Annotated in this window: 17 protein-coding genes; 9 read left to right on the top strand and 8 right to left on the bottom strand. The window is 63.2% G+C overall.

Translation table 11 applies throughout. The features are described from left to right. Nucleotides 1–15: 15 nt before the first annotated feature. Together ACOGXH_RS06725 and ACOGXH_RS06720 are read right to left on the bottom strand one after the other, a co-directional pair. Nucleotides 16–1,161 (bottom strand): glycosyltransferase family 4 protein, encoded by a 1,146-nt coding sequence (locus ACOGXH_RS06725; RefSeq protein WP_419928339.1) that lies wholly within the window; start codon nt 1,159–1,161, stop codon nt 16–18. Then, nucleotides 1,158–2,255: a glycosyltransferase family 4 protein gene (locus tag ACOGXH_RS06720; protein WP_419928338.1), complete on the bottom strand. Its 1,098-nt coding sequence runs from the start codon at nt 2,253–2,255 to the stop codon at nt 1,158–1,160. Before ACOGXH_RS06720 ends, ACOGXH_RS06725 begins: the two co-directional genes overlap by 4 nt. A gap of 124 nt (nt 2,256–2,379) precedes the next feature. Between ACOGXH_RS06720 and ACOGXH_RS06715 the strand changes: the two genes are divergently transcribed. Further along, nucleotides 2,380–3,357, top strand: coding sequence for a GDP-L-fucose synthase family protein (locus ACOGXH_RS06715; protein WP_419928337.1), 978 nt, complete (start codon nt 2,380–2,382; stop codon nt 3,355–3,357). Here the strand turns inward: ACOGXH_RS06715 and ACOGXH_RS06710 are convergent. Next, nucleotides 3,315–4,682 (bottom strand): LCP family protein, encoded by a 1,368-nt coding sequence (locus ACOGXH_RS06710; RefSeq protein WP_419928336.1) that lies wholly within the window; start codon nt 4,680–4,682, stop codon nt 3,315–3,317. The genes ACOGXH_RS06715 and ACOGXH_RS06710 overlap by 43 nt on opposite strands. A gap of 29 nt (nt 4,683–4,711) precedes the next feature. Between ACOGXH_RS06710 and ACOGXH_RS06705 the strand changes: the two genes are divergently transcribed. Both ACOGXH_RS06705 and ACOGXH_RS06700 read left to right on the top strand, forming a co-directional pair. Further along, entirely contained in the window at nt 4,712–5,728 is a 1,017-nt protein-coding gene (locus tag ACOGXH_RS06705) for a chorismate-binding protein (RefSeq protein WP_419928335.1), read from the top strand. Next, nucleotides 5,725–6,588: an aminotransferase class IV gene (locus ACOGXH_RS06700; RefSeq protein WP_419928334.1), complete on the top strand. Its 864-nt coding sequence runs from the start codon at nt 5,725–5,727 to the stop codon at nt 6,586–6,588. Before ACOGXH_RS06705 ends, ACOGXH_RS06700 begins: the two co-directional genes overlap by 4 nt. A gap of 131 nt (nt 6,589–6,719) precedes the next feature. On the opposite strand, the gene ACOGXH_RS06695 is transcribed toward ACOGXH_RS06700, so the two are convergent. Beyond that, nucleotides 6,720–7,502, bottom strand: a complete 783-nt coding sequence (locus ACOGXH_RS06695; RefSeq protein WP_419928333.1) for a biotin--[acetyl-CoA-carboxylase] ligase — start codon at nt 7,500–7,502, stop codon at nt 6,720–6,722. Nucleotides 7,503–7,610: 108 nt separating this feature from the next. On the opposite strand from ACOGXH_RS06695, the gene ACOGXH_RS06690 reads away from it, so the two are divergent. The 5 genes from ACOGXH_RS06690 to ACOGXH_RS06670 are packed head-to-tail and all read left to right on the top strand — an operon-like array spanning nt 7,611 to nt 13,242. After that, a complete protein-coding gene (locus tag ACOGXH_RS06690; protein WP_419928332.1) occupies nt 7,611–9,377 on the top strand; it encodes an acetyl/propionyl/methylcrotonyl-CoA carboxylase subunit alpha in 1,767 nt (588 codons plus the stop codon). A gap of 59 nt (nt 9,378–9,436) precedes the next feature. Further along, a complete protein-coding gene (locus ACOGXH_RS06685) occupies nt 9,437–10,762 on the top strand; it encodes a glycosyltransferase family 2 protein (RefSeq protein ID WP_419928331.1) in 1,326 nt (441 codons plus the stop codon). Next, complete coding sequence (locus ACOGXH_RS06680) at nt 10,759–11,190, top strand: hypothetical protein (RefSeq protein ID WP_419928330.1); 432 nt, start codon at nt 10,759–10,761, stop codon at nt 11,188–11,190. Before ACOGXH_RS06685 ends, ACOGXH_RS06680 begins: the two co-directional genes overlap by 4 nt. Beyond that, nucleotides 11,183–12,184: a methionine biosynthesis protein MetW gene (locus ACOGXH_RS06675; protein ID WP_419928329.1), complete on the top strand. Its 1,002-nt coding sequence runs from the start codon at nt 11,183–11,185 to the stop codon at nt 12,182–12,184. Before ACOGXH_RS06680 ends, ACOGXH_RS06675 begins: the two co-directional genes overlap by 8 nt. Then, nucleotides 12,181–13,242 (top strand): glycosyltransferase family 4 protein, encoded by a 1,062-nt coding sequence (locus tag ACOGXH_RS06670; RefSeq protein ID WP_419928328.1) that lies wholly within the window; start codon nt 12,181–12,183, stop codon nt 13,240–13,242. Before ACOGXH_RS06675 ends, ACOGXH_RS06670 begins: the two co-directional genes overlap by 4 nt. A gap of 14 nt (nt 13,243–13,256) precedes the next feature. On the opposite strand, the gene ACOGXH_RS06665 is transcribed toward ACOGXH_RS06670, so the two are convergent. The 4 genes from ACOGXH_RS06665 to ACOGXH_RS06650 are packed head-to-tail and all read right to left on the bottom strand — an operon-like array spanning nt 13,257 to nt 20,416. Next, on the bottom strand, nt 13,257–15,179 hold the full coding sequence (locus ACOGXH_RS06665) for a methyltransferase domain-containing protein (RefSeq protein WP_419928327.1): 1,923 nt from the start codon (nt 15,177–15,179) through the stop codon (nt 13,257–13,259). A gap of 34 nt (nt 15,180–15,213) precedes the next feature. Then, nucleotides 15,214–16,443: an ABC transporter ATP-binding protein gene (locus ACOGXH_RS06660; RefSeq protein ID WP_419928326.1), complete on the bottom strand. Its 1,230-nt coding sequence runs from the start codon at nt 16,441–16,443 to the stop codon at nt 15,214–15,216. A gap of 2 nt (nt 16,444–16,445) precedes the next feature. After that, nucleotides 16,446–17,264 carry an ABC transporter permease gene (locus tag ACOGXH_RS06655; protein WP_419928325.1) on the bottom strand — a complete coding sequence of 273 codons (819 nt, stop codon included), beginning with the start codon at nt 17,262–17,264 and terminating at the stop codon, nt 16,446–16,448. Between the two features lie 5 nt (nt 17,265–17,269). Then, nucleotides 17,270–20,416, bottom strand: a complete 3,147-nt coding sequence (locus ACOGXH_RS06650) for a glycosyltransferase (protein ID WP_419928324.1) — start codon at nt 20,414–20,416, stop codon at nt 17,270–17,272. 232 nt (nt 20,417–20,648) lie between these two features. On the opposite strand from ACOGXH_RS06650, the gene ACOGXH_RS06645 reads away from it, so the two are divergent. Then, nucleotides 20,649–23,609, top strand: a complete 2,961-nt coding sequence (locus tag ACOGXH_RS06645; protein ID WP_419928323.1) for a SpoIID/LytB domain-containing protein — start codon at nt 20,649–20,651, stop codon at nt 23,607–23,609. Nucleotides 23,610–23,613 lie beyond the last annotated feature (4 nt).

Here is a 23,613-nt window from a genome sequence, read left to right as displayed (position 1 = left end):
CCCTGCTGCGCAGACTCACCGTGCCGCCATCTGGCCGTACAAGGCGCAGAGCTCCGCTCCCGGGTCGAGATCGACCAACTGGCCAACCCGGGACGCTCCCGCCTCGCTCAATGCCTGGCGGGCGTCAGAATCGCCCACCAGCTCTGCAATCGCCTCAGCCCACAGCTCAGCATCGTCGGCGTCCACCAGGCGCCCGCCTGAACCCACCACCTCGGGGAGGGCACCGGCATCGGCCGCCACGACCGGACAGCCCCGGGCCATGGCCTCCACCACCGGGAGGCCATACCCCTCGTACTTTGAGGGGAACACCAAGGCCACGGCCTGTCGATACAGGCCATCCAAGACGGCTCGGGGAATGCGGCCCAACCGGTGCCACCGGCCTCCCACTCCGAGCTTGTCGGCAAGATGGTCGAGCTTGGAATCCAGCGGTCCAGGCCCTCCCGAAGCAACCAACGCCACGTCCACCCCGTCGGCGGCCAAACGGGCCAGGGCCCGCAGCAGCACCTCGTGGTTCTTGTGGGGGTAGCTCAACGCCGGATACAGCACAAACGGGCTGGCCAAGTCGGGCGCCGCCGCGGCCAGCGGCATGTCCGAGTCAGCCGAGGAGGTGTCGACTGGGGCGGGAACGACAGCGACTCGTTGGGGATCCACCTTCAAGCGCTCCACTAGGCGACTGCGGCAGAACTCGCTCACGGTGACGATCGTCTCGGCTCGGCGCACCGACCATGGCAGCATCACCCGAAGGTACAGCCGCTTGACCAAGCCGAATCGCTTGGGGTGGTCCAGGGGCTGCAAGTCGTGGACGGTCACCACCGCGGGCTTGACGCCCACAAAGGGAACGGTACCCCCGAAGTGATGGACCAAATCCAGATTGCGGCGGCGGCACTGGGCAGCCAGCCAGGTGTTCTCCGCAAGCACCCGAAGCGGGCGCAGCCTTCCCACCCGCGGCGTCACCACCTCGTGGCGCTCGGCCAGTCCCCGATGGGCCCTGGCAAACCCCCGCGGCGCGAAAAGGGTCAGCCGCACTGGGTCATCCGGCGGAATGGCCGACAGCAGCCTCACCGCATAGTCCTCAGAACCTCCCACTTGGCCCGGTCGCAGCCACAGCAGGTTTACTCCAACGGAGACGGTGTGGTTCTCAAGCCCCGTCGAGTCCATCATTCCGCGATCTCTTGGTAGACGTCGAGGAGTCCTCGCGCGGTGCGCTGCCAGGTGAATTCGGCCTGCGCTCGCTCCCGGCCCCGCTGTCCCAATTGGGAGGCCTCCTCGGGGTTATCGAGCAACCCGGCCAGCGCATCGGCAATTGCCTGCGGTCTCATAGGGTCCACCAACACACCGACAGCGCCGGCCACTTCCGCGGTGGCCCCCGTCGCCGAGGTGACCACCGGCGTCTCCTGCACCATCGCCTCCAGCACCGGCAAGCCGAAGCCCTCAGTCAAACTTGGATAGCACACCGCCGCGGCGGACCGCATCAGCGCCCGCTTGTCAGCCTCGGACACAAACCCCAGATGGCGAATCGACTGCCCATTGGCGGTCAAATCTCCATCCAGGTTCGACTTCCATCCCACCGGGCCGACCAACACCAGCTGTTCGGCGGAGCGGTCCAGCGTCTGCCAAGCCTCCAGCAATCCGCTGAGGTTCTTGCGGGGCTCCGCTGTTCCCACCCAAAGCACGAACCTCTCGGCCAGGCCAAACCGCTGTCGCGCCCCCTCGGCTTCCTGCGGCAGCGCGAGACAGTCGTCGACCCAGTACGGAACTATGCGTACTCGGTCGGCGGCAATCCCCGCTCTCAAACAGTCATCCGCGGTGTGCTGCGACGGGCACACCACGATGTCGGCGTCGTTTCGGGCCAGTTCCAGCGACTGCGCGAAAAACCTCACGCCTCGCGCCGTGAAGTGGTCGGGATGGTGCAAGAACGCCAAGTCGTTGACCGTCACCGCAAGAGGCGCCGACCGAGGGGGCACCGCCATACCGGTGGCGTGGATTGCGTCCACTGGTCCGGTAGCCCGCTGCACCGGGGGCCACCGCATCTTGTGCCAGCAGCGATACAGGGCAGCCCGAGGCAAGCGCAGCTGGGCCACGGGCACGCAGGGGATGAACGGCTCTTCTGGAGGATTCCGGTGCCAGGCCGAGACGCCCACCGTCTCGGGTGGCGCGGCCAGGCGCCCGAGGGCTTCCACGCATCCCAGCGCGGCGGTTGCCGTCCCCCCCGGCACTCGATGCCAGCACTGCTCCAGTGTGATTGCCACTCTCACTACACCGATTCTGCCAGCGCCGCGCCACCAAGTTCAGTCCACCGGGAAACGCTGCCAACGGACGGGCACATCTATTGGTCCGCGACCACCACAGCAGGCCCCGCGTCTCCTAGTGTGTAAACCGATGAGCGGCTTCTGGGACGGAAAGCGGGTTCTAATCACCGGAGGCACCGGATTCCTGGGCCAAGCGGTATGCCGACTGCTCAACCAGGCAGAACCTGCTTTGATGGCCGCCTCCTCCAGCTCCGACTACAACCTGTGCGACGCCGACGATGCCCGGAGGCTCTTGGCCGACACCCAGCCTGACGTGGTCATCCATCTGGCCGCCCGCGTCGGTGGCATCGGAGCCAACCAGGAGCGTCCCGCCGACCTCTACCTCGACAACCTGCTCATGGGCACCAACATCATCGAGCAGTGCCGACTGGCGGACACCGACCGGCTGGTTGTCGTCGGCACCATCTGTTCGTATCCCAAATTCACCAAGGTGCCGTTTTCGGAGGACTCCCTCTGGAATGGGTACCCCGAGGAGACCAACGCTCCCTACGGGATCGCCAAGCTGGCCCAACTTGTGCAGATTCAGGCCAATCGCGAACAGCACGGCCAACAGGGCATCTATCTGATGCCCACCAATCTGTACGGACCCGGCGACAAATTCCACCCGTCGGTCTCCCACGTCATTCCCGCCCTCATGAAGAAGTGCGTCGACGCGGTGGAAGCGGGGGACGACAGCATCCAGGTTTGGGGAACCGGCACGGCCAGCCGGGAGTTCCTCTATGTGGACGACGCGGCCGAGGGCATCCTGCTGGCTGCCGAGCACTACCAAGGGGCAGAGCCGGTAAATCTGGGGGCCAACCAAGAGATCGCGGTCAAAGAACTGGTAGAGGACATAGCCAAGATCACTGGATTCACCGGCCGGGTCGAGTGGGATTCATCCCGGCCCGACGGTCAGCCCCGCCGCTGCGTCGATCCCAGCCGAGCCAAAGAGCTGTTCGGCTTCTCGGCCTCCACCCCGTTCTCCAAAGGGATCCGCCGCACCTACCAGTGGTATTTGGCCAACCGTCAGGAAGCCGAGTCCCGTGGGTTTTCTGCCACTCCGGAATAGTCAGCACCCACCACCAACTCCACATCGGCCCCTTCGATCTTGGCCACCAATTCGAGCAGCGGCGGGGGCTCTAGGTATCGGGCCAGCGTCTGCGCCTCATTTGCTGCCACCTCGATGTAGCGCACGGTGGTCCTGGCCACATCAAACCGGTCGGCATTGCCCCGGTCCACCACGGAGAAACCGGCCCGCTCCAATGCCGCTTCCACCCCGGCCACCGTGCCCGAACTAGTGCCGTTCAACAACCGCACCCGCACCCCGGCCAGGCTGTTGGCCTGGAAGAACTTCAGCACCGGTTGGGCCTGCTCCTCCAGCAACAACAGCACCTGCTTGCCGTCGATAGTCGCGTCCACAACCGGAAGCCTGTAGCGCTCGATTTGGTCAACCTGGAATGACCGGAATTCGTCGCCCAGATCCACGAGCTGTCCCACGGTGATGCGGTCATCCAACGTGATGCTGGGATTGTCGTCGTCCAGCAACTCGTTGGCTACCCCGCGCAGGGTGAGCGGGTTGCGGATTCCCTTCTCAACCGCCCGCTTGAGGGTGGCTACCATGAACTCCTGCTGGCGTTGGTTGCGCTCCAAGTCATTCCACACTCCGAGTCGCACCCAGTCGTCGTCGTTCGCCGGATTGCCCCCCTCGGCCAGGGTCAGCGGCCGACGGGTCCGCACATAGGCCAGTGCGGTGTCGGGATCGAGCGTGATGACGCCCGACTGCTCGATTCGCAGCCCCAGCGAGTCGTCCCGTATGGGCTGGGCAATCTCCACCGGCACCCCGTCGACTGCATTCACAATTCGCAGGAACCCCGCGAAGTTGATCTCCACGTAGTGGTGGACGGGCACTCCCAGAAACTCCGACACCGTCTCGATCAAGGTTCCGGGTCCGCCGATGCCCCGCGCGGTGTTCACCCGCTCGCTCCATCCCTTGCCGGCTATGGGCACCCAGAGGTCGCGGGGAATCGACAGCATGGCCACCCGGTCCGCATCGGGATCAATGCGCACCAAGATCACCGAGTCGGTCAGCAGGGTATTCACGTCTCGATCAATGTGGATGGGACTGTCGGGGTCGATTCCAGCGGCGTTGTCGATCCCCACCAAGAGAAAGTTCAGGGCCTCGGAAGGGCCGACCGCCTCGGGGTCGACCGACGTTCCCACCAAGTCCAGCGACAAACCCACCGACACTCGGGGTATCTGGCTGACCTGGGATTTCACCATGCCCAAACCGGCTGCCCCGCCCACTGCGGCCACGAACACCAGCAGACCGGCCAACACCACCAGCAGCTGCCTCCAGGTTCGCTTGCGTTCTCTTCGCCGGCGGCCGCGACTCATTGCCCGCCAGTGTAAGTACACTGCACCCGATGGAGGTGGCGGCTATTGCCGTGGTGGGACATCACCTGTGTTCCAGGCTGGCCGACGTTACCGACGACTTGGGCGCCTTGGAGTCCAAGGGCTTCTGGGCTGTGGCCATCGATTTCCACGGCAAGGCAGTGTGCGCCCGGTTCGACTCAGTGCGCCCCGCTCGCCCTTGGAGGGGCCGCCCTTGGAAGGGTCTCCCCTCCGACTCCTGGACCAGCTCGCTGGATCAGGCCGGATTTACCTCTGGGGTATCGGAGATCCGGGACATGATTGCCGAAGGTGAGGTCTACCAGGTGAACCTCACCCGCCGTTTGAGCGCGCCTCTCATCGACCCCGACACCGACATCGCCGCGCTGGGCGCGGCGCTGGCCGAGGGCAACCCCGCCCCCTATGCGGCCGTGCTGCGGCTGCCCAACCACGGCGTTCACATCGCCTCAGCCTCGCCCGAGCGGTTCTTGGAGCGCAATGGGCAGTGGATTGAGTCGTCTCCCATCAAGGGCACCGCGGCCGACCCGTCGGGGCTGACGCCCAAGGACCAGGCCGAGAACCTGATGATCGTCGACCTGGTGCGCAACGATCTGGGCCGGGTGTGCGACTACGGCACGGTGAGCGTGCCCGCCTTGTTCTCCTTGGAGCACCATCCCGGCCTCGTGCACTTGGTGAGCACCGTTCGAGGACGGCTGGCCGCTGGAACCGGATGGCCGGAGCTGATCGACGCCACCTTCCCCCCGGGGTCGGTCACCGGCGCCCCCAAGCTGGCTGCCCTTGACGCCATTAGTGCCCTGGAATCTCAGCCCCGAGGGGTGTATTGCGGCGCGGTGGGGTGGGTGGACGCTGATCGCCAGCGAGGCGATCTGAACGTGGCCATCCGTACCCTGTGGATCGAAGACGAACACTTGCACTTGGGAACCGGCGGTGGGATCACTTTTGACAGCGACCCCGAAGACGAATGGCGCGAGACCGAGCTGAAGGCCAAGCGCCTCCTGGCCGTGGCCACCGGGGAATACATCGCGATATGACGGAGACGCCAACGCCCGCAGAGGCTTCGCCAGCATCCCGCGTCGTGTGGATCAATGGAGCGCTGTTGCCCGAAGACGAGGCCAGGATCTCGCCCTTCGACCATGGTTGGTTGGTGGGCGACGCCGTGTTCGAGACCCTGGTCATTGTGCGGGGAATGCCGTTCGCCGCTCGCCGCCACCTGGAGAGGCTGGCCTACTCGGCCAAGCACTTGGGCATCTCGGTGCCTGATACCGAGGTGCTGCGGGAGGCCATGATCGCGGTGGCCGCCACCAACGGTCTCCAAGAGGGTCGGCTGCGGGTCACCGTCAGCAGCGGCACCGGTCCGTTGGGCAGCAACCGTGGCGACAGCCCTCCTACCGCCACGGTGGCCGCCACCCCCCAATCCCCCTGGCCGGCCACCATCGCTGTGGCCACCGTCGACTGGACCATCAACGAGCGCAGTCCCCTAGCCGGCCTCAAGACCGTGTCGTACGGCGCCAACGTGCGGGCCCTCGCCGCTGCGAAGGAGTTGGGGGCCAGCGAAGCCATATTCGCCAACACCCAGGGGCAGCTGTGCGAGGGAACCGGCAGCAATATCTTCTTGGCCCATCAGGGCCAGCTGATAACCCCCTCATTGGCCTCAGGCTGTTTGGCCGGAGTCACCCGCCAGCTGGTGATCGAGCTGACCGGCGCAGTGGAGCGAGATGTGCCCCTCGATTCCCTGGCTGACGCAGGCGAGGCGTTTCTCACCTCCACCACCCGCGACGTTCACCCCATCCACGCCGTGGACGGCCACCCTCTCCCCAATGCTCCCGGACCCCTAACCCAAGCCGCGGCCCAAGCCTTCGCCCACCTCAAAGCGACCCAGATTGATCCCTAATCCATTTCACATTGAGTGCTGGGCGTCAACGTAGGCGGTTGGGGGGTGGCCGGGCTCAGGGCGCCCGCCGCCCGCAGGTCACGAGGACGGCGGGCTGGGCCCGGATAGGACCCGCCAAACCGCCGGGGGATCTAATCGCTGCGTAAGTGCACGACATCACCCTCAACAACTCGCACCCCACCCTCCAGAATCAGCGCACCCTGGCCATCTAGATCTTCAGCCAACCCTTCCAGCACACTCCCGTCACTCAGCTCAACCGAAACTCGGCGACCAAGAGTGGCCGACTCTTGGCGGGCCGAATCAACCAGCTCCGCTTGGCCCGCGGCCGCTTCAATCTGATTCATCCAATAGGCAAACCTCGTCAGCACCGAAGCCAGAAGCTCTCGGCGGTCAACGGCTGAGCCGCACAGATCCTCCAGAGCGACTGCGGTATCGGCAACTTCGGAGGGCGCGGCTCCAGTCCGCACATTGAGGCCCATGCCCACGACCACAGCCTCGAGCCTGTCCCCAGCCACCACCGATTCGGCCAGCACTCCGGCCAGCTTGCGGTCTTCCACCACCAAGTCGTTGGGCCACTTCAAGCCCGGCCGTACCCCGGCCAGCGAGTCGCAGGCCTCCAACGCCCCCAAAGCCAGCGCGGTGGTAACCAGATGGGCCACCGCGACGGGAATCTCGGGCCGGGTCAATACCGAGAACAACAGGCTTGACTCCGGTGCTGCGTCCCAGGTCCTCCCCCGGCGCCCTCGCCCTGCGCTCTGATAGTCGGCCACCAAAACTCGATTTGTATCTGGGCCTCGGCGGGCCGCAGCCAAGAGATCGGCATTGGTCGAGCCGGATTCGGATACCCATTCCACCTGATAACCGGCAACCTCGTTCATATCCACGTGCCGAACTCCGATCCGTCGAACTGCCATTATTCGCGTGCTTGAGAACCCGTCTGCCGTTCATCGGGAGCACCATTTGGTCGCCGCTATGCCCGACATTATTCGCGTGGTTAACAGGCTGTCTGCCACCATATTGCCGTGTTGTCCAAGGTACTGATCGCAAACCGGGGAGAGATCGCCGTGCGGGTCATCCGAGCCTGCCGGGAATTGGGCATCACCACCGTGGCGGTGTATTCCGAGCTCGACCGCAATGCCCTCCACGTGCGAATGGCCGACGAGGCCCACGCACTGGGCGGTCAAACCGCGGCCGAGAGCTACCTCAACACCGAGGCCATCCTCGATGTGATCGAGCGCACCGGGGCCGACGGTGTCCACCCCGGTTACGGCTTCTTTTCCGAGAACGCCGACTTCGCCCGGGCCATCACCGCCCGGGGCGTGGCGTTCATCGGCCCCAACCCCGAGGCCATCGAGGTCATGGGCGACAAGATCTCCGCCCGCCAGGCGGCCGAACGGGTCGGGGTGAGCGGTGTTCCCGGCACCACCGACCTCATCACCGACCCCGATCAGGTGCGGGCCTTCGGAGCCGAGCACGGCTACCCAGTGGCCATCAAGGCGGCCTACGGCGGCGGCGGCCGGGGCATGAAAGTGGTGGCCGACGAGAACCTAGTGGAAGAGGCCATCGAGTCGGCCCAACGAGAGGCCCTCAGCTATTTCGGCCGCGACGAGATCTACATGGAGCGCTACCTGGAGAAGCCCCGCCATGTGGAGGTGCAGGTGCTGGCCGATAGCCACGGAAACTGCGTGTACCTGGGCACACGCGACTGCTCAGCCCAACGCCGGCACCAGAAGCTCATCGAAGAGGCCCCGGCGGCGGGCATCGACCCCGACATTCTCACCGCCATGGGCGAGGCCGCCGTGAAGGTGGCCCGGGGCTGCGATTACGTGAACGCCGGCACGGTGGAGTTCCTCTACGAGGACGGCGACTTCTACTACTTGGAGATGAACACCCGGCTTCAGGTGGAGCATCCGGCCACCGAGCTGGTTGTCGGGATCGACCTGGTGGAACAGCAGATCAAGGTTGCCTCCGGGGAGCCCCTGCCCTTCACCCAGGACGACATCGAGATATCTGGCCACGCCATCGAAGTACGAATCAACGCCGAAGACCCCGCCGAAGGGGCCTTCCTGCCATCGCCGGGGCCGATCACCGGGCTGCGGGTGCCCAGCGGCTACGGCACCCGCTGGGACGGTGGCTATGAGGCCGGCGACGAGATCAGCCAGTTCTACGACAATCTTGTGGGCAAGCTGATCTGCTGGGGGCGAGACCGGCCCACGGCTATTGCCCGCACGTTACGAGCCCTTGATGAGCTTCAGGTAGATGGCGTGGCTACCACCATCAGCGCCGATGTGGCCATCCTGTCGCACCCCGATTTCGCCGCGCTGAAACACTCCACCAAATGGGTGGAAGAGACCCTCGACCTCACCGGCGTAAAGAGCTCTCCAGATGAAGACAGCCCGCCAACCGACGACACCGAGCCACTCGTGGCCCGGAACATCGACGTGGAGGTCAACGGACAGCGCTACTCGGTGCGGATGTGGGTTCCCGAAACCGCTCCAGCCGCCGTCGCTTCCGGGCCGAGCGGAGCCAAACGCCCCAAGCGAGCAGCGGCCAGCAAGAGCGGAGGCAGCGGTGGAACCGGCGATGTCATCGTTCCCATGCAGGGGACGATCGTCAAGGTCATGGTGTCGGAGGGCGACACAGTGGAAGCCGGTGATCCCATCGTCGTGCTCGAGGCCATGAAGATGGAGAACAACGTTTGCGCCGAGAAGTCGGGCACGGTTACCGAGATCAAGGTGGCCGAGGGCGACTCGGTGGGCGGCGGCGACGTGGTGGCGGTCATCGAATAGACGCCGCTCTGCCCCGGCTGTCAGCCCAGCCAGTCCCCCGGTAGCATCGAAAGAGCCTCATGGACGATGCCATACACCTTTCAGGTGACGCCCAGCTTGACCGCGGGGGCCGCGAAGCGATTCATGCCGCATTCGCCCATCACCCCGAAGCAATCGCCTTGTACTGGGACATCGTGGTGGGCGACCAGCGTCAGGCCCGACCAGCCTGGTCACCTACCAGAGTGCAATCCGAACCCGGCGTCACGCTGCCGCTGGCCGTCCGAAAAAGCTGGGCCGAGTTTGATCCATCAATGACCCCTTTGGAGCTGGAGCACCGGTTGGCGGAGACCGGCGCCCAGGTCCTGCACCTGCCTGCCGTTCTCACCCACCACTCTCAGGCTCCCTCCTCCACGGTAGAGATTTCATCAAATGATCCCCGATTTGAGGCCGGTCCTCGACCCGGCACCCGTCGGCGGAAGCCATCGACAAAAGGCCAAGCCAGCACGTCGATCATCATCCCCAGCGCTGGCCAAACCCAGTCTGGCTCTGAGGTCTCCATGTTGGACCGCTGCCTCGAGACTCTCGCCTTGCTCGACCCCAAGCCAAAAGAAGTGATCGTTGTAGTGGGCGACGAATACCGGGGCGACCCGCCCCAGCAGCCGGCCAACCTGCCATTGCGGATCTTGCCTCGGGGTCCCGGGACCTTTGACTTCTCAAGAGCAGTGAACTGCGGACTCCTGGCGTGTCGCGGCGAACTGGTCCTCATGCTCAACGACGACATCGAGGCCGAGACCCCCGACTGGCTGGGCCGCATGGCCGCCCACCTAGACGACCCCACCGTGGGTGTTGTGGGCGCGGCCCTGCTCTATCCCGACCGGACGGTGCAGCACGTGGGAGTCGTCTTTGACGATGCCCGCTCCTACCATCCCTTTCGGAACTACAAACTCGCCGACACGGCCTCATTTGGCGGCGACGTTGCCCGAGACACAGTCAGCGTGACCGGAGCTTGCCTGTTGGCCAGACGCCGCGACCTACTGGCCGCCGGCGGGTTGTCGTTGGAATACCCATTTTCCTATGGCGACATCGATCTGTGCCTGAAAATGCAAAGGCTGGGTCTGAGGGTAGTGGTGGAACCAGCGGCTGTACTCATACACCACGAAAGTGCCAGTCGAGACCCATCCATCCGACCGTGGGAGTGGGACCGATTCATCCATCGCTGGGGTGATGTCGTCGACCCTTGGTATCACCCCGCCTACTGGAGGCCAAACGATCCTGAGTCCATCAGCCGCAACGCCGACCACCTCCATCCAGTCGACCCCGGAGGATCATGGCCCGCGCGAAGCGCGACGGTTCAATCAAGGATGCATCAGTCCCAGATTGGTTTCCCTCCTAGGATTCACCCATGAACGCTGATCTTCTTGATAGCGACGATCCTGAACAACTCCGCCACGAGATCCTCCACCTGCGCGACCAGGCCCTTGGGGCTGGGGCTCAAAACCAGTTCCTCCGCGACCGGATCACCAACCAAGACCTTCGCATCGCCGAATTGGAAGAACAGATTGGCGAACGTAGCACGCGCATCGAGGAGTGGAAGGAACAGGTCGCCGAACGGGACACGCGCATCGCCGAACGGGACACGCGCATCGCCGAACGGGACACGCGCATCGCCGAACGGGATATACGCATGTTCGAAAAGGATGCCCGGATCGCGGAGCAAGACGCCCATATCGTCAAATTGGAGGCCGAATGCCTCCGCCTTCATGAGGAACTTGGCCGATCGGCCATCATCCGCCTTGCTCGGAGGCTCGCTCGGGGACCGCGTCGCGATGAATAGATCCGACTTCGTCGACACAAGAGCAGTCGGAGCGGAAATAGAGGCTGAAGCCGACAAACGGCGGCATCAAGACCGCGAGATTGCCTTGCTCGAACTTGAAATCGAGCAGACCTGGGCAGACCTGTCCCTTTCCGGACCCACATTCGGAGTCATCAGCCACAACGGCCATCTTCTCGACCAAACCGCGAGCCTGGCTGCGCTTGACCCTCAGGTGCCCATCGGGTCACGCCGCGGCCTGCGGGGCATCAAGTGGCTGATCCGCAAGTTGGTCTACTGGTACGTCCGGTTCCTGACCGATCAATTCAACGTGTTTGCCGGAATTCTGACCCGGTATCTGCGCAACCTTGAAGCCCGCCTGGGACGCCTGGAGGCGACAGGAGGTTTTCCAATCGACCAGTCTGTTCCCGCCGGACTGGGTTTGCTCGACGATCCCCCCGAGCCGGCTGCTGAAGTTGTCGCCCAGGTGGCTGAGCTTGCCGGGGCGGGACCGTGCCTAGTGCTCTCCGCAGGACAAGGAGCCCTCGTTCAAGCCATCGGCGAGCGGGGCATACACACCCATGGTGTCGAGAAAGATCCCGACCGAGTGCTGATCGGACTCCGCCGTCGTATTGACATTCGAACCGGCGACGTGCTCTCCCACCTGGTGGGCTCCGAAGACGGGCAATTCGGCACGATCGTACTCACTGGCATGGTGGAGACCCTTCCATTGAAAGACCTGATTGGAATGGTCAACCAAGCCAGCTTGAAGCTAAAGAATGCCGGCCGGATCATCGTGGCGGTGGCCGATCCAGCATCCCGGAGCCATGTCGAGTCGGAGCTGGGATCGGGGTTGGGCATCTCACCGGCTACATGGCAGCATCTTCTGGCCCAGGCCGGATTCGACGCCAGCCTTGAGCCGTGTGCCGACGCTCGTATTGGTGAGATAGTCGTGGCCCACCGCACGACGAGTTTGTCGACTCCTTCAACTTCCGACTCCAGCGGCAGCAAGCCATGAGCCCGGCTGTCGACATATTGGTTCCCCAGATGGCCTCGGCGGATGCCACCAGCAACCACACGCGGCTCATTCAAGAAATGCTCGAGACGAAGGGCATCGAAGTTCGCATCGTTGTCGAGCGAAGAACCCGAGCGGACAGCAGCACAGTCCCGATTGAGAAGTGGAATGGGGGTGCCCAAGTTTCGATTCTCCAGCACTCCATCGGCTCAGAGGTTGCACAGTGCGTGATCCGCAACAGATCTCCGATCGTGCTGAACTACCACAACATCACTCCCGCGAGTTATTTCCAGGCCTGGCAGCCCGAATTGGCCAGAAGCGTTGAGCGAGGACGGCAGCAACTCGGCCAACTGGCGCCGCTCACTCGCCGAGGTATAGCCGACTCAGAATTCAACGCTCAAGAGTTGAGGGAATTGGGCATCGACGACGTGGTGGTCTCCCCGGTGCTCTGGCAGTTGGGGGGCCGCGTCGGCTTCCTCGACCAGGGCGAATCGGAGATTCCTGAAGACGGTGGCACTGTGCTGTTCGTGGGACGGCTGGCCCCCAACAAGTGCCAGCACGATCTCATCGCAGCCTTCGCGGTGCTATCCCGATTTCGACCTCAGTCGCGGCTGGTGCTCGTTGGAGACGCCTCTCCTCCTCAATACCTAGTCTCTCTCAAGAGCCTCGCTCGACGGCTCGGCGTGCATGGCCGGGTGGTCTTTGCCGGCAAGGTTTCCGACAAAGACCTGCTCCAGTGGTATCAGCTGTCAGATGTGCTTGCCTGCACATCGGAGCACGAGGGATTCGGAGTACCCCTAGTTGAGGCTATGGCCAATGGCTTGCCGGTGGTGGCCTACGATGCGGCCGCGGTGGCGGAGACAGTGCAGGATGCTGGCATTGTCCTCCGCGACAAGCGTCCGGCGACCTTGGCCCTCGCTCTCGACCGGGTCTTGGACGACAAGCAGCTCAGGAATGGCCTGCGGGACCGGGGTATCAAGGCGTCTCAGCGGTTCGACATCTCAGTCACGCGCCAGCAGATGTGGATCGCTCTCAAGGATCTGATTGCAACTGGGGATTGATCTAGCGATCTGCCTCACCCCGATCGAAATCGCCGGACAAGCCTGGCGATCTTGTCGTGAATCCGCTCCCGCCAAGCCACTCGGGACAGTCGAGCGTGGGCCTCGGCCAGCTCTGCCTGAGCCCGAGTCAATTCAGCCTTGGCTTGCGCCAAATGGATCTGTGACTGCTCCAAGAGAGCTGCCACCTCATGCTGCTCAGATAATTTCGCGATCATCTCCTGCTGCTTCTGAATCTTGTGCTCCAACCGTCGGTAGGGGGCCAGCGGGGATTTCAACAGATCCAATCGAGAGCGGCTCCCGGCGTCGTGCAGCTCTGCCAGCCTGGCCGCAGGCTGGCGATATACCCGGCTAATCAATTCATGCTCGGCTTGCCGCCATCGGCCCAACAGCTCGGCGTCTATGTCATCGCCGATCAGCTCTCCCAAATGGATTACTAGGCGATCGTTGCTCCAGGTAACAGGCCAAGGCAGAAGGCAGCGGGCGCTCAACATGGCCGAGACCGCCTTCCAGAGTCCTCGGACTACAGCCAGCCGTGCATCCACTCCCCCGGCGGCCACCCATTCCCGATCCACAAACTTGAGTCCCTCCGGTGTGACGACGAAATTATCTAGACCAGCATCCAGCCAATCCGAAGGCAGCATCTGGGTGGTATCGGCTGGCAAATAGGGATGGGGTTGGGCAACCGAGTCAATTGGTGCTTCGCGAGCAGTCAACTCGGCCCGCCACGCACAAAGCAGATCGACGATCCCTTCAACATCGCCTTCACGGGCTCTGTCCAACAGGAGCTGCTCGAGATTGCAGCCGGCGAAGTAGGGCTCTTCGGGAATCTCCACTTGGCCCAGCCAGTCTTCATGGTCACTTGCTCTGTCCCCGGCCAGCAGACTTCGTCTAATGGCCAGTCCCGGTTCCGACCGGACGATCATCGCTTGCTGTTGCCATCGCCGCCTGCGATCAGGTGCTACCCGCCACGCCAGCGCCTGCTCGTCAACCCTCCCTGCCACACATTCAGGTTCTCGGCCGGCCACAACCAAAAACGAGTTCGCGATGTCGGGTCCTAGTCCTGCGCTCAACAGCGCTCTGTGGGCTGCTCGGTCGTCGGCTACCAGTATGGGGCGGAAGTACTCACTACTGGTTGGGTGACCCACAAATTGGTCCACCAAGTCGGCCGCATCGGGTTGGAGGTAGATCTCCTCGGCCAAAACCGCGGTAGGCAGTTTGTAGTCAGGAAATGGGAAAAGCCACTTTTGGGCGGCCAACCCCGCGTTGGCCAGCATCTGGGAGAGCTCTCGTCTCGACCACGTCGTCGGCTCGTCGGAGCGGTAGCCCTCCAGTCCCGCCCAGGGCAGGCCAAGATGGTCTTCAGGAAATCCCAGCAGATACTTCAGCCCCAAGCGATTCTCGATGGCCAGCGCAACCACCCCGCCTGGGGCCACTGCATCGACCACTCTGCTGAGAAAGGCGGCGGCTCCCTCACCTCCGCCGGAACCGGTGCTGGCATATTCCAGCACGCCCACAACCAACACGATGTCAAAACTCTCGTGCCAGTCCTCGCTCATTGCGTGAAGCGGGCCACACAGCACCTCCACGTTTTCGAGTCCGGCACAGCGATGCGCGATGAGTTCCGCACGGGACGCGCTGCCCTCCAGCGCGGTCACCGCCGCTCCCCGGTCGGCGCAAATCCGGGTGTTGACCCCTGAGCCAGCTCCCACGTCCAATACCCGGTCGGCTGGGTTTACAGTCACAGGAGCCAATAGCACCGAGCGTTCAGGAGCGAGGTGGTAGGCAGTGGGCCAATCCCGGATTGCGTCAGCGAGTTCATCAGACCCCACTCGGCGGTCCCCCGCTGACCGGAATAAGTCCAGCAACTCGGCCTCCGCCCCGTCAGCATAGGGAAGCGAATTGCCGGCCATGACAACCGGCAATGGTTCAGAGCTCATTTGGGAATCCCAGTCGCAGACCAACCTCCGACCGCTAACACCTCGTCCGCCAGTCGCCTTCGAGACTCAACAAGCCATTGGCTTGCGGGTCGGGCTCTCCTGATATTTGCAGCCAAAACTCCCGGGCCCGGCGGTCGTAGAGAAACGAGGCGTCGGAATCCTGCACGGCTGCGTTGACGTGATACGCACCCGTTCGGAATGGAATGCGGGTCAACCGGAATTCCACCCACCCCTCCCCGCTCAGCTTGCCGGGGCGGAATCCTCCGACATGAGAGCGGGGGCCAGCTAGATGGAAGTTGTTTTGGTCGTAGAACCCCAATGAAAAGACGGGGTCTTCAACAGGCTCGAATGCCAAGTAGTGGATGCGCACGATCAGCGGTTCGCCCGAAACGAAGGACTTGGGCCGGTGGCCGGATTCGTCGAAGAACTCCAGGTCAGTAATGCGCAGGGGTTTTTCCTTGCTGTCGGAGTCGGCGCTGGGACGATGGCCCACCGAGGCCGCCCCCTCGGTGTCTATCGTGTCGAGATAGGCGTTGACCACGTCATGAGGTTCTCCAACCGCAGCCAAGAGCCCTCGATTCAGCCAGGCCATTTGATCGCAGTTGGCCCGTAGCATTCCCAAGTCATGGCTCACCAGCACGATGGTCGCTCCTTGGGACCGCAACGAATCCAGGTGGCTGAAGCAGCGGTACTGGAACTCTTCGTCTCCCACGGCCACGACCTCATCAACAATGAGGATCTCGGGGTCAACGTGGACGGCTACCGCGAAGCCGAGCCGAACATACATGCCGCTGGAGTAAATCTTCACCGGGCTGTCGATGAACTCCTCCAAGCCGGCGAAATCGATGATCTGTTCCACCCGATCGTCGATCTGGGCCTTGGGCACACCAAGCACCGAAGCGTTGAGATAGATGTTCTCCCGGCCGCTCAGTGCGGGGTGGAATCCTGCGCCCAACTCCAACAGAGCAGAAGTACGGCCCTGAACTTCAACTCGGCCCTCAGTGGGGCGGTAAATCCCGGCCATTATCCGCAAGAGGCTTGACTTTCCCGATCCATTGCGCCCTATCAGCCCGTACATAGACCCTTGGGGCACTTCCAGGCTGACGTCCCGCAGCGCCCAGAACGGCACACTCCTGACTCGGCGGAACCGTTGGCCAGAACGAGGCCCTTTCCTCGTCCACGCCTCTTTCAGGCTAAGCGGCCGGTCTGTGGTCAGCCGAAAGCACTTGGACACGCCTTCGACCACCACTGCGTTGGCGCCCATGACTACAACTCCTCGGCGATATCGCGAGTTCGGGCCTTGAACATCACCCATCCGGCCGCCCCCACGACAAGCGAGATCAAGGCCATTAGACCCAAACGGAGTAGCCCGGGCCAGTCCAGTCCGTAAAGCAGCTCGCGGGAGGCCTCGGTGAACTGAGACAGCGGATTCAACCGGATGATATCCCTCACCGGCAATCCCAAGGCTCGCTCGGGGATCAGCGAAAGCGGATAGACGATAGGGGTGACATAAAAGAGGAATTGCAAGGCGATAGTGGCCAGGTAGCCCACATCGCGATAGCGCACATTCCAAACGCTGAGCAGGAGGCCGATCCCCAAAGCGAAGATCGTGAGCAATACCAGCAAGACCGGCCACAGCAGGAATGTCCAGCTGACGTTGGCCAGACAAATGAGGATCAGCATCAGGATGGACGCTTCAATGGCCGCCTGGAACAACACCGTGAACAGGGCGGCTACTGCCGGCGCCTCGGGTGGGAAGTAAACCTTTCCCAGCAGCGATCCGAGTTCGAGCAGAGCGTTCATTGCCCCGGTAATCACCCCGTAGAAGGCATTCCACATGACCAGCGCACAGAAGAGGTAGAGGGCGAAATTGTCGAAGCGGCCGTTGCCTGCTCGAGGGGGGTCGAACTTCAGCAGCACACCGAAAACCAGGGCGTAGATGGCCAGGGTGGCGGCCGGATTGAGCATCGACCACAGCCACCCCAGAACCGACCGCTTATAGCGGGCCCCCAGTTCGCGCTGGACAAGCCGCCCGATCAGCTCCCGATAGCCCCAGACCTCAAGAACGCTGCCTCGACCGGTCATCTCAATCATCTTGGGGTTCGGGCATCTTGGGGTTCGGGATTGCACAGGTAGTCAAATAATCCGGCCAAATTCTCTCCCCACCGTGCGTGACGAGCAGCGATGTCGGCCAGACCTTGCTTGGCCAGTCGCTGACGTCTTTCGCGGTCGAGCACCAAGGTGACGATCTCGTCAGCCAGACCGTCGGCGGTCTGGGTCGAAAGCATGCTGTTGTGGTCGTGGCGCAGCAGCCAGTCGCCAGCCGGATTCTCAAACGCCACCACCGCGGCCCCACAGGCCATCAGCTCTAATGGCAGGTAGGAAGGGTGTTCGGAGGTGGTAAGGGCCACCCCGATGTCGCAAGTGCGATACAGCTGACCAGTTGCCCGATAGTCGAGTTGACCCAGGTGAGTAACCAGAGAGTCCATGTGCTCGGGGAAGGCCCACGACCCCGCGGTTACCACCCGCACATCATCAGCCAATTGGTCTTTCACCAGCCGTACCGCTCGAGCGGCCAACTCCCAGCAGTTCCGCATATGGCTCGGACGGGAATAGATGAACACGGTCGTGGGGCGGTCGGGATCGGGCTCGTCTCTGCCGCGAGCGTGAAAGATCGATTCGTCCACCGCCGGCCAGAAATGCTGGGCGATCCCGCCATAGCGATCCCGATAGATGTCGGCCAGACGGCCAGTGTTGCACAGCCCGTAAAGCCCAATTCGGTAGCTGTGTTCGGCAAGAGCGGAAAGCGTGCCCGCCGGGTGGAACATGGGCTCGTAGTCCTGAATCAGATAGAAGCGGCGCCTTTGAGCGGTGGCCCGGGCGACAAAGTAGGCGGTGGTCCACATGGTGGCCAGAGCGGCGTCAGCCGGGGGAATGTCATCCGGGTCGAAGGTTGCGAAGTCGTGGTAGACGATGGGGCAATCGGAAAGCGACTCGAAGGCGGCCGCTATCCCCGACCGGTACCACCGCACATCGTGGGGCTCAGAACCGGTCACCACCATGAAGCGATTCTCGATGCCGTGGTTGGTGGCAAGGTGGTCGGCCAGGCGGAATACCGTGTGAATTCCTCCGTAGAACGGATGTTGGAACTCGGGCACAAACCAGTTGACACTCCTCACCTCTCGGCGGCCCTGGACTGCTCGGTGCCCTCGGCTCACCTTCTCGGTGAGGCTCCGGTCGGCTATGCAAACAGTCGCCAGCGCGTGGGCATCACTCGATTCGTTGCGCTGGTAGAAGACCTCCATGGGCCGCCCCAGCAGTTTCGTCAGGTGCTTGAAGATGCCTGGCCTCTCTTCACAGCACAACACTGGTTCTGAGTGGAATACACTGAGATTAGGAGAAAAGTACGGATCGCCTCCGATCAGCCACTGCTGGTAGAACCAGTAGCTCGTGAACACATCGGTCTCGGGAACAAACCGGCCCCGGGTTGCCGATTCTCGATGCCCAACTGGCGTGGCCGCGGAAACAACATTTCGGTAGCCGGCTTGGCGAGTTCTCAAACCAAGAACCACATCGCTTCCGCAAAGCTCCAAGCGTTCTTCGAATCCTCCAACCTCGTCGAATACCGACCGGCGCACCGCTAGGCAAGCCCCGGTTGCCGCCACGGCATTGCGGGTCCAGTCGGTGGGCCCGAGCAGACTGTCGGAGTGCGGGGCCATGCCTTGGAACAAATGATCGGCGAAACCGTTCAATCCTACGATGACCCCACCGTGTTGAATGAGGCCGTCATCGTCGATGAGCTGGAGTCCGACAACCCCGATCTCGGGACGCTGAGCCCAGCCGATCAGGTTGTGGAGCCATCCGGGGTGGCCAGGCGAAGTGTCGTCGTTCAAGAACACCAGCACCTCGCCGGTGGCCTGGGACGCGGCGTAGTTGTTGACCGCGGAGTAGTTGAACGGCTTATCCCACCAAATGACCTGGGGGCTCAAATCAGCGGCCTGAGCTCGGTACCAGGCCTCGTTGTCGTCGCTGCGGCCGCCATTGTCCACGATCACGAGTTCTAGGGCAGAATGGCAGGCCGAGCGGATCAGGTCGAACGCACCCTCCAGCAACTCTCGGTTATGGCGGGTGGCGATGATGACGGTGACCGGGACCGTCGGATTGGGCATCCACGCCAGATTTATGCCCCTGTTCCCCGGTTCGGCTCGTGCCGGCCAATCCTGACGCTTCAGCCACTGGTCCACCAGCTCCAGATGGCGGGACCCGATACGGTCGTCGGTACTGTCGAGGGATTGCAAGACCGCTGGGAGGCGCGACACTTGCTGGTCGACGACATCCAAGCCCAAAAGCAAGTCCCACCAGAGGGTGTCATCGTCCCCGGCATCGCGATGGCGTAGAGCGACTTCGGATCGCAGTCTCCGGGCCCGAACCGCGAAGGCTCGTCCTATGTAATTGGCGCACACCAGAAGATCGGGCGACCATTCCGGCTTGAGGCGGGGCTGGCTCGAGCGTTCAAGCTCGTCGTCGAAGTAAATGCCTTCTGGCATCCCGTCGAGGTACCAATCCCAAACTTCGGCCAGATCAGACCGGTCGTCGTCCCAATACACCAGCTCCAACCAAGGGTCGCGCCAGGCTGCCTGGGCAATTTGAAACACCGCATCGGGCCGCAGACGGTCCCCAGCTCGCAGAAGCAGCACAAGGTCTTTGGGACAGTCCCGCGACAGCCTGTCGAACACGTCGGCCAGTCCCCCAGGCTCAACTACCACCACCTCGACCAGCCCCCAAGACTGATTGCGAAGGGTCAGCTCGGTGGCGGTGACATCTCCGCCATCGTCCACCACCGCCGCCCATACCTTCAGCGGCCGGGGCCATTCGTTGAACCACTGTCGCTGAAGTTCCAAAACGCTGGGATCGGCAGGCAAGCGGCACCACCAATTTCGATAGGTCACCCCAGCAGGCTGGCGTGGTGGTTCCGGTTCGGGATCAGGCTCCACCTCCAATTGGGATTCGACCGTCGGGTCTGGCCCAGCCTCGTCCATCGACTCTGCACCAGCGGGCTCCACGGCCTCGTCAAGCAGCTCTGAAGGGGGATTGATTTCGAGGCGGCGCCGCTGCCACTCGGCCAGCGTGCGGCGGGCCGCGCCACGAGCCTCTCGGACGATTACCATCGCCCCGCTAACCAGTCGGCGGCGGCGGGTGTCCCGGGGCAAAGCTCGCTCAAGCAATCGACGAACCACTACGACACCCTACCTGTGCCCCGGGTTTCGCCTTTACCCGAGGACGAACCCGCACCCATGGCAGATTTCAAGGTGTACTTGATGGCTAGGGCCGAAGCTGGGAGAATTGCCCGGCGGGCGGCCAATCGGTAATGGACGTCCTATGCAATGGCAGCGGTTGACGGTGCTGAACCGCCCTCGCTTAACCCAGTTACTCGCCGCCGCTTCGGTCTTGATTGTTGCGGCATCAACGATGGTTGTTGCCCCCACTTCAGCCCAAAACAGCCCCAACCCCCAACCGGTGTTCATCGTCGACCCATCGTCGGCGGTCACTTTCACCGGAAAGGGCTGGGGGCACGGAGTAGGCATGAGCCAGTGGGGAGCCAACGCTCGCTCCCAGGCCGGGCACAGCGCGACGGAGATTCTGGGCTTCTACTACGAAAACACCCAACTGGTGGAGAACTACGGCTATTCCGGAGCTATCCCACCCCCCTCCCCCACGCCGATTCCGACTCCGGTAGCCAGCTCTACGGCAACGCAATTCCCAACCACCGCCCAAGATCCGGCCCAGATCCTGTTGGCCACCACCGACACCACTACGTTGACGCCTGGGGGGCTCAATCGCATCACTGTCGATAACCAGAACATCGCCGTCGGCGGCGAGAGCGCAGCTCGGGTCCCGGCCGGAACCCCTATCGTCATTGCCCGAGCTGGCGGACTGTGGCGCATCACCAATGGCACCACCGACGTTTGCGGTAACGGCTGTCCCGGGGAGACTGCCCAACTCCACTTCGCGACCGACACCTCCGTGGCCATATCCACCACCGGCCGCTCCTACTCCCACGGCCGCATCAACCTCATCGCCGTGGCCGGCGACCCGAACCGATTCCACATTACCGTCGACTCCCTCACCGTCGAGAAGTTCCTCAACGATCCCCACAACGATCCCGGCCCTCTGAACGTCGACCACGGTCTACCCGAAGATTCGGTGCAGTTTTTGCTGGCCAACACCGAGGCCACCACGCTGACTCCCGGGGGGCTCAACCGCATCACCATCGACAACGCCAACATCTCCTACAGCGGCCAATCCCCAGTGAGGGCCCCGGCCAACGGCCCCATCACGGTTACCCGGGTCAATGGCTTGTGGCGGATTCAATACGGCAGCGCCAACGTGTGCGGCACCGGCTGCTCGGGACAGACCGCCCAACTCCACTTCGGCACCGATACCGCCGTGGCCGTGTCCACCACCGGCCGCTCCTACTCCCACGGCCGCATCAACCTCATCGCCGTGGCCGGCGACCCAAACCGGTTCCACATCACCGTCGACTCCCTGACCATCGAGAAGTTCTTCCGCGATCCCCACAGTGGGCTGCCATCCACATCGGCCGGGCCTCTCCCCTCAACCCCAGAACCGGTCATCGAGCCAACTCCTGAGCCGGCCTACCCCGAAGAAGCGATCCGCGTTCATCTCGCCTCCACCACAGGCACCACGCTGACTCCCGGGGGGCCCAACCGCATCACCGTTGACGGCCAAGGCGAGATTCGAGTGCCCTCGGGAACCCCGGTCGCCATCACTCGCCACGCTGGGCACTGGCACATTGTCCACAACGGCAGCGACGCATGCGGCAACGGCTGCGCGGGGCAAACCGTCCAGCTCCACTTCGCCACCAACACATCGGTGGCGGTGTCCAACACCGGCCGCTCCTACTCACATGGCCGCATCAATCTGGTTCCATCCGGGGGCGACCCCAGCGAGTTCTACGTGATCCTCGACACACTGTCGATGGAGAAGTATCTGCGAGGTATCGCGGAGAGCCCCATGAACTGGGGTTTGTCGGTGCACAAGGCCCAAGCCATCGCGGCCCGGAGCTATGCCAGCGCCACCTTACGTGAGCGGCGGGCCTCCGCTACGTGGACTCGACCATTCGACCTGTACTCCACGGTGTGGGATCAGGCATACGTGGGCGACTCTCGGGAGAAGCACGCCGATGCTGCAACATGGATTCGGGCCGTGGAGGAAACCGCGGGTCAGTTGCTCCACTATGGCGGCGCGCCCGTCCGAGCGTTCTACCACGCCTCCAACGGCGGCCACACCGAGCGCAGTGGCTACGTGTTTGCCACCGATCTCCCTTACCTTCCCTCCAAACCCGACCCGTTTGACAACCAAGCCATCAATCCCTATGCCTCGTGGTCACGCTCCTATTCCGTTGCCGACCTGAACCGGTGGCTGAATGACCACACTGATACCGCAGTGGGCCAACTCATCAGCATGGAGACCGTGGGCGGCATCGGCGGATCGGGTCGGCTGGATAGGGCTCAAGTCCGAATCACCGGCACCTCTCGTTCGGTCACCGTCAGCGGCAACCGGCTTCAGGCTCGGATCAATACTGCGGCCCGAGAGGCCGGACAAAACCAGCTCTTGTCCACGTTATTCAGCTTTATCGTTCCCCTGGCCACCTTTTCCACCACACCGGCCGATCCGGGAGACCCCGGGGGCATAACCCCTGCCACCGATGTGTTCTTCTCCGGAGTCATCGACAGCCCAGACTTCTGCTTGAATCGGAGTCTGGGCGGACCGATCACCTACGCCTTCGACAGTGACGGCGACGGGATCGCCGACATCTGCTCGCTGCCTCGAACCCGTCGAGAGGCGGTAGCCCACCAAAGGACGTTGGAGCATCTGGCCCTGGTAGAGCGGGACATCTTCACAGCCAGACTCGCCGAAGAGTGCCGCTCGGTGGCGGCGACATTCGGCGAGCCCGACAAAGAAGCCGTCGACGAGTGCCAGCAGTACCGCGATTTCGCAGGCAATGCGCCGGGTGGGCTCACACCGGCAAATGGCGGCTCTGGAGTCCAAGCGCAGCCGACCCCAGAAGACCCCGATTCCTACACGGCAGAAGACCTGATGTTCTACTCCGGCATCATCGACGGACCGAACTTCTGCCTCAACTTCAGCCTTGGAGGTCCCACAACCTATGCCTTCGACAGCAATGGAGACGGCGTGGCCGACGTCTGTGCCCTACCCCGAACTCGTCGAGAGGCGGTGGCCCGCCAGCGGGCTCTCGAGCATCTGGCCCACGCTTCCCAAGAGCTGGAGGATCTCTACGACGCATTTTTGATTGTGAACTGCCACATGGGGCCCGAGACGCTGGGGGAACCCGATAAAGAAGCAAAGGACGCCTGCGCCCCACATATCCGATCGGGAGCGGTCTAACGCG

It is taken from the genome of Candidatus Poriferisocius sp. (assembly GCF_965208355.1).
GTDB lineage: Bacteria > Actinomycetota > Acidimicrobiia > Acidimicrobiales > Bin134 > Poriferisocius.
The sequence above is the reverse complement of the archived record's forward strand: the minus strand, read 5'-3'. Positions and strand labels throughout refer to the sequence as shown.

What these genes read in the sequence shown, in the direction of transcription:
- ACOGXH_RS06715 (WP_419928337.1), top strand. Translation starts at nt 2,380, where the DNA reads ATGAGCGGCTTCTGGGACGGAAAGCGGGTTCTAATCACCGGAGGCACC.
- ACOGXH_RS06665 (WP_419928327.1), bottom strand. Translation starts at nt 15,179, where the DNA reads ATGAGCTCTGAACCATTGCCGGTTGTCATGGCCGGCAATTCGCTTCCC.
- ACOGXH_RS06655 (WP_419928325.1), bottom strand. Translation starts at nt 17,264, where the DNA reads ATGACCGGTCGAGGCAGCGTTCTTGAGGTCTGGGGCTATCGGGAGCTG.
- ACOGXH_RS06660 (WP_419928326.1), bottom strand. Translation starts at nt 16,443, where the DNA reads ATGGGCGCCAACGCAGTGGTGGTCGAAGGCGTGTCCAAGTGCTTTCGG.
- ACOGXH_RS06670 (WP_419928328.1), top strand. Translation starts at nt 12,181, where the DNA reads ATGAGCCCGGCTGTCGACATATTGGTTCCCCAGATGGCCTCGGCGGAT.
- ACOGXH_RS06725 (WP_419928339.1), bottom strand. Translation starts at nt 1,161, where the DNA reads ATGATGGACTCGACGGGGCTTGAGAACCACACCGTCTCCGTTGGAGTA.
- ACOGXH_RS06700 (WP_419928334.1), top strand. Translation starts at nt 5,725, where the DNA reads ATGACGGAGACGCCAACGCCCGCAGAGGCTTCGCCAGCATCCCGCGTC.
- ACOGXH_RS06685 (WP_419928331.1), top strand. Translation starts at nt 9,437, where the DNA reads ATGGACGATGCCATACACCTTTCAGGTGACGCCCAGCTTGACCGCGGG.
- ACOGXH_RS06705 (WP_419928335.1), top strand. Translation starts at nt 4,712, where the DNA reads ATGGAGGTGGCGGCTATTGCCGTGGTGGGACATCACCTGTGTTCCAGG.
- ACOGXH_RS06680 (WP_419928330.1), top strand. Translation starts at nt 10,759, where the DNA reads ATGAACGCTGATCTTCTTGATAGCGACGATCCTGAACAACTCCGCCAC.
- ACOGXH_RS06645 (WP_419928323.1), top strand. Translation starts at nt 20,649, where the DNA reads ATGGTTGTTGCCCCCACTTCAGCCCAAAACAGCCCCAACCCCCAACCG.
- ACOGXH_RS06675 (WP_419928329.1), top strand. Translation starts at nt 11,183, where the DNA reads ATGAATAGATCCGACTTCGTCGACACAAGAGCAGTCGGAGCGGAAATA.
- ACOGXH_RS06695 (WP_419928333.1), bottom strand. Translation starts at nt 7,502, where the DNA reads ATGGCAGTTCGACGGATCGGAGTTCGGCACGTGGATATGAACGAGGTT.
- ACOGXH_RS06710 (WP_419928336.1), bottom strand. Translation starts at nt 4,682, where the DNA reads ATGAGTCGCGGCCGCCGGCGAAGAGAACGCAAGCGAACCTGGAGGCAG.